The 2,500-nt window shown below is 57.7% G+C and carries 2 rRNA genes (1 of these 2 cut by a window edge); both read left to right on the top strand.

The features are described 5' to 3' along the window. A 23S ribosomal RNA gene (locus FGE12_RS29870) occupies positions 1 to 2,020 on the top strand; it begins 952 nt to the left of the window's first position. Between the two features lie 207 nt (positions 2,021 to 2,227). Then, positions 2,228 to 2,344, top strand: a 5S ribosomal RNA gene (rrf, locus tag FGE12_RS29865). Positions 2,345 to 2,500: the final 156 nt, after the last annotated feature.

Here is a 2,500-nt window from a genome sequence, read left to right as displayed (position 1 = left end):
AAACCGTATCAAACTCCGAATGCCGGTAACTGTTATCGCAGGAAGCAGTCAGTGGGTGATAACGTCCATTGGCAAGAGGGGAATAACCCAGACCAACAGCTAAGGTCCCCAAATCTAGTCTAAGTGAACACTAGAAAGGATGTGGCAGGTCATTGACAACCAGGAGGTTGGCTTAGAAGCAGCCATCCTTTAAAGAAAGCGTAATAGCTCACTGGTCAAGACAGGCCGCGCCGAAAATGTAACGGGGCTCAAGACTAGTACCGAAGCTTTGGGTCGTACCGGTTCTGACCGGTGCGGCGGTAGGGGAGCGTCCCAGGTGCAGCGAAGGTTGACCGAAAGGGCAGCTGGAGCGCCTGGGAGTGCTGATGCCGAAATGAGTAGCGATAAAGGGGGTGAGAAACCCCCTCGCCGTAAACCCAAGGTTTCCTGGGTCAAGTTAATCTTCCCAGGGTTAGCCGGAACCTAAGCCGAGGCCGAAAGGCGTAGGTGATGGAAAGCAGGTTAATATTCCTGCGCCACCTTGTAGACGTTGAACTGAGGGAGGACGGAGAAGGCTAGTCGAGCACGGGTCGTGGTTGTCCCGGTCCAAAGGTGTAGGGGTGTCCTGTACGATGAAAAGGCAGGGCAGCTATCCCCGAGACCCCATGGCGGCCCGCAAGGGCTTAGTCGATGATGCCACGCTTCCAAGAAAAGTCCCGCAGGGAGTCTACCGGGTGTCCGTACCGCAAACCGACACAGGTGGGTGAGGAGAAAATCCTAAGGCGCGTGAGAGAACTCTCCTCCAAGGAACTAGGCAAATTTCCACCGTAACTTCGGAAGAAGGTGGGCCCTCGCTAGGTGTAGGTGTACAACCGAAGCCGATGAGGGTTGCAGAGAAATGGCGGTAGCGACTGTTTACCAAAAACACAGGACTCTGCGAAGGCGACAAGCCGACGTATAGGGTCTGACTCCTGCCCGGTGCTGGAAGGTTAAGGGGATTCGTCAGCCGCAAGGCGAAGCGATGATCCGAAGCCCCAGTAAACGGCGGCCGTAACTATAACGGTCCTAAGGTAGCGAAATTCCTTGTCGGGTAAGTTCCGACCTGCACGAATGGAGTAACGACTTCCGCACTGTCTCGGAGAGGGACTCAGCGAAATTGAAATAGCTGTGCCGATGCAGTTTACCCGCAGCAAGACGGAAAGACCCCGTGAACCTTTACTACAACTTGACAGTGACACTAGGGATTGACTGTGTAGGATAGGTGGGAGCCTTTGAAGCCGGGCCGCTAGGTTCGGTGGAGGCAACGGTGAAATACCACCCTGTTGATTTCTGGTGTCTAACCGCGTCCCGTCATCCGGGACCGGGACACTGTCTGGTGGGTAGTTTGACTGGGGCGGTCGCCTCCCAAAACGTAACGGAGGCGCGCGATGGTTCCCTCAGCCCGATTGGAAACCGGGCGGCGAGTGCAATGGCATAAGGGAGCTTGACTGCGAGAGAGACATCTCGAGCAGGTGCGAAAGCAGGTCATAGTGATCCGGTGGTCCTGAATGGAAGGGCCATCGCTCAACGGATAAAAGGTACTCCGGGGATAACAGGCTTATCTCCCCCAAGAGTTCACATCGACGGGGAGGTTTGGCACCTCGATGTCGGCTCATCGCATCCTGGGGCTGGAGCAGGTCCCAAGGGTTTGGCTGTTCGCCAATTAAAGCGGTACGCGAGCTGGGTTCAAAACGTCGTGAGACAGTTTGGTCCCTATCTGCTGTGGGCGTAGGATGCTTGAGAGGATCTGACCTTAGTACGAGAGGACCGGGTTGGAGGCACCTCTGGTGTACCAGTTGTCCCGCCAGGGGCATCGCTGGGTAGCCATGTGCCGATTGGATAACCGCTGAAAGCATCTAAGCGGGAAACCGACCTCAAGACCGGGCATCCCGGGCGCAAGCCCCTGAAGAGCCGTCGAAGACTACGACGTTGATAGGCCGGGTGTGTAAGCGTGGTAACACGTTGAGCTAACCGGTACTAATTGCTCGTGCGGCTTACTTTATCCCAATCTCTTGCCTGCTCCCCGTCACCACTCGGGGGAGTAAGGGATTCGAGGCCAAGGTCGAAGCCCCCCCTGAAAAGGGCGAGGCCCCCGACGCACCACTTGCCTCATACACGGCACTTCTGTTTCTCAGCAGAAACGCATTTCTACCCTTCGTATTGCACTAAGTCCTTAGGGCTGACGTGTCTCATGTCAGCCCGCCAATTTTCCGGTGGCTATGTCGGAGGGGTCACACCCGTTCCCATCCCGAACACGGAAGTTAAGCCCTCCAGAGCCGATGGTACTCCGCGGGAAACCGCGTGGGAGAGTAGGTCGCTGCCGGATTCTTTTTTGCTGTGCCCGCGCCCCCAGGCGTCCTCCCCACCGAGGACTCGCCTGGGGGCGTTGGCCTTTTTGCGGGCCCTGCGCGCCCTTGCCGCGCCCCCGCGCCGCGCCCCCTCCCGGACACGGGCGCCGTCCCGGACGGGCGCCCTCTCGCCC

It is taken from the genome of Aggregicoccus sp. 17bor-14 (genome assembly GCF_009659535.1).
In the GTDB taxonomy this organism is placed as follows: Bacteria; Myxococcota; Myxococcia; order Myxococcales; family Myxococcaceae; genus Aggregicoccus.
This window is presented reverse-complemented; position numbering and strand designations above follow the sequence as displayed.